Annotated in this window: 4 protein-coding genes; 3 read left to right on the top strand and 1 reads right to left on the bottom strand. The window is 71.5% G+C overall.

Features of this window, described 5'->3' with window-relative positions:
- A partial coding sequence (locus HUV06_RS15780; RefSeq protein ID WP_174302192.1) for a CoA transferase occupies positions 1-321 on the bottom strand: 321 nt, incomplete at its 3' end.
- Positions 322-390: 69 nt separating this feature from the next.
- On the opposite strand from HUV06_RS15780, the gene HUV06_RS15775 reads away from it, so the two are divergent.
- From HUV06_RS15775 to HUV06_RS15765, 3 genes are all read left to right on the top strand, one after another.
- Positions 391-1407: a hydroxymethylglutaryl-CoA lyase gene (locus HUV06_RS15775; protein WP_174302191.1), complete on the top strand. Its 1017-nt coding sequence runs from the start codon at positions 391-393 to the stop codon at positions 1405-1407.
- 47 nt (positions 1408-1454) lie between these two features.
- Entirely contained in the window at positions 1455-2177 is a 723-nt protein-coding gene (locus HUV06_RS15770; RefSeq protein ID WP_174302190.1) for a hypothetical protein, read from the top strand.
- A gap of 28 nt (positions 2178-2205) precedes the next feature.
- Positions 2206-2677, top strand: a 472-nt coding sequence (locus HUV06_RS15765) for a hypothetical protein (protein ID WP_217433930.1), incomplete at its 3' end; no start/stop codon positions are given.

Raw genomic sequence — 2677 nt, 5'->3', positions numbered from 1 at the left:
CCCGAGCCGCGCCAGGGCGCCCGGGCGGAAGTTCTCGATCAGCACGTCGGCCCAGCCGGCGAGCCTTTGCGCCACCTCCACGCCCGCAGGGCTCTTCAGGTCGAGCCGGATGCTCTTCTTGTTCCTGTTGTACATGGGGAAGTAGCCGGCGCCGGAGCCGAGCAGGGAGCGGGTGGCGTCGCCCTCCAGCGGCTCGACCTTGACCACCTCCGCGCCGAGGTCGGCCAGCACCACGCCCGCCGACGGGCCCATCACCATGTGGGAGAACTCCACCACCTTGAGACCCGCGAGGGGCGCTTCGGCGGCGTCTTCGATGTCCATGCGGAGGGGTCCTGGCGTCCAGCTCATAATGATCTACTCTTATACCAACTCATCGAGAAGGGGGCTTGGATGCCGCGGGCGGACGGCGTGGACGTGCTGGTCAGCGAGGTGGGGCCGCGCGACGGCCTGCAGAGCGTCGCCTCGCTCATGTCGCTGAAGCACAAGAAGGCCTGGATCGACGCGGAGGCGGCGGCGGGCGTGCGCGAGATCGAGGTCGGCTCCTTCGTGCCGGCCCACGTCCTGCCGTCCATGGCCGACACGGGCGCGCTGGTGCGCCACGCCAAGGCGATCCCCGGCCTGACCGTCGCGGCGCTGGTCCCCAACCTGAAGGGCGCGCAGGCGGCGGTGGAGGCGGGGGCGGACAAGATCACCCTGCCCGTCTCGGTCAGCGAGACCCACAGCCTGCGCAACGTCCGCCGCACCCATGCTCAGATGATCCAGGAGGCGCAGGCGATCGCCGCCCTGCTCGCCACCCTGCCGCCCGAGCGCCGACCGAGCTTCGAGGGCGGGCTGTCCACCGCCTTCGGCTGCACGCTGGAGGGGCCGGTCGCCGACACCGCGTTGGCCCACCTCGCCGAGGCGCTGATGCAGGCCGGCTGCGACGAGGTGGGGCTGTCGGACACCTCCGGCTACGCCAACCCCGCGGAGGTGAAGCGGCTGGTGCGGCTGGTGCGCGACGTGGTGGGCGAGGAGGCGCTCAGCGGGCTGCACCTGCACAACACCCGGGGCCTCGGCCTCGCCAACGCGCTGGCGGGGCTGGAGGTGGGGATCACCACGCTCGACGCCTCCCTCGGCGGGTTGGGCGGGTGTCCGTTCGCGCCCGGCGCCAGCGGCAACATCGTCACCGAGGACCTGGTCTTCATGCTCCAGGCCATGGGGCTGAAGACCGGGATCGACCTGGAGAGGCTGGTGGAGGTGCGCCGCCGGCTGGCCGACTGGCTGCCCGGCGAGGCGGCCTACGGCTTCCTGGCCGACACCGGACCGCCTCTGGGGTTCGCCGCGCCGGAAGGTGAAAGCGCACGACCCGGCGAGCCGGCCTTTCTGACCTCAAACAAGTCTCCGCCGCCTCAGTCGGCCTCATCCTGAGCGAATGAGCTGGACCACTCGCATTCCAGGGAAGGGAGACCACCGCCATGAGCCGCCGCAACGTCGAGGGCCGCATCCTCTACACGTCCAGGAAGCCGGAGCGGCTGGGCCAGGAACGGGGGCGTGAGAGCTTTCTGTTCACCCATCACGGCGACGGCTCGACGACCCTTCGCGCCCACTGCGAGATCGACGAGCCCGATCCCAGCGTCATGCGCGACGTGGTCTACGGCCTGGACGCGCAGGGCCGTCCGGCGGACTGCGCGATCCGGCTGACGGTGGGCGACCGGTTCATGGGCTCGGGCTGGTTCCGCTTCGGCGAAGGCTTCATCGAATGCGAATCCTACGGCCCCTCGATCGGGCGGGTGTCCCAGCGGGCGGAACTCGACGGGCGTCTCGATGGATTCGGCACCCACCCGATCGTGGCCGACGGCTTCCTGCTCTCGCGCCAGTCTTGGAGCACGCCCGGCGAGCGGCGCACGCTGCGGCTCTACCTGCCCTCCCCCGACCACCGCGGCGCCACCCCGCCCTTGCTGGCCCGGGTGGCGATCGACGCCGTGTTCCTCGGGCGGGAGCGGGTCACCGTGGCCGCCGGCGGCTTCGACGCGCGCCGCTTCCAGTTCCTCGACGAGGGCGAGGACGGCATGGGCCAGCACCCGCCCTACGAGCTGTGGATCACCGACGACACGGACGGCGTGTTCCTGAAGGGCGGCGTCGGCGGCTACATGATGACCTGGTACGAGCTGGTGGAGCTGCGGCGCGAGTTGGTATAGACATAGGCCATCTCACACGGAGGCGGCGATGGACGGGTCGGGCGAGGTGAAGGCGGTCGCGCCTGCCTATGACGGGCCGCCGGACTACCGGGTGGTCGGCCGCCACGGCGTCTTTCCCGAGACCAGCCATGACGAGGTGGAGCGGCTGAATTGGCTGGCGCACATGAATCGCCATCTATCCACCCGGGTCATGCCGCACGTGAAGACGGCCTGGGAGGTGCGCGCCGGGCCGCGGGCGGAACAGGCGCTGGGGCGCTCGGTCCGCGACCGCCACGAGGTGCGCCACGCCCTGCTGCAGGACCCCTACTTCCAGGCCTGGTCGGCGCTGCGCCGGCTGACCATGGAGCAGCGCCAGCAGGCCGGCCGCTGGACCACCCTGCGCCAGGCCGAGCGGCTGGCCGCCACGGCGCAGGCCCTGACCGCCGGCGACGCGCGGCTGCAGCTCGACCCCGCCCTGCCGATCCCGCGCTACGTGTCGGCGGTCGACCACCACTGCATGC

This window comes from Caulobacter sp. S45, from assembly GCF_903642205.1.
In the GTDB taxonomy this organism is placed as follows: domain Bacteria; phylum Pseudomonadota; class Alphaproteobacteria; order Caulobacterales; family Caulobacteraceae; genus CAHJWH01.
The sequence above is the reverse complement of the archived record's forward strand: the minus strand, read 5'-3'. Positions and strand labels throughout refer to the sequence as shown.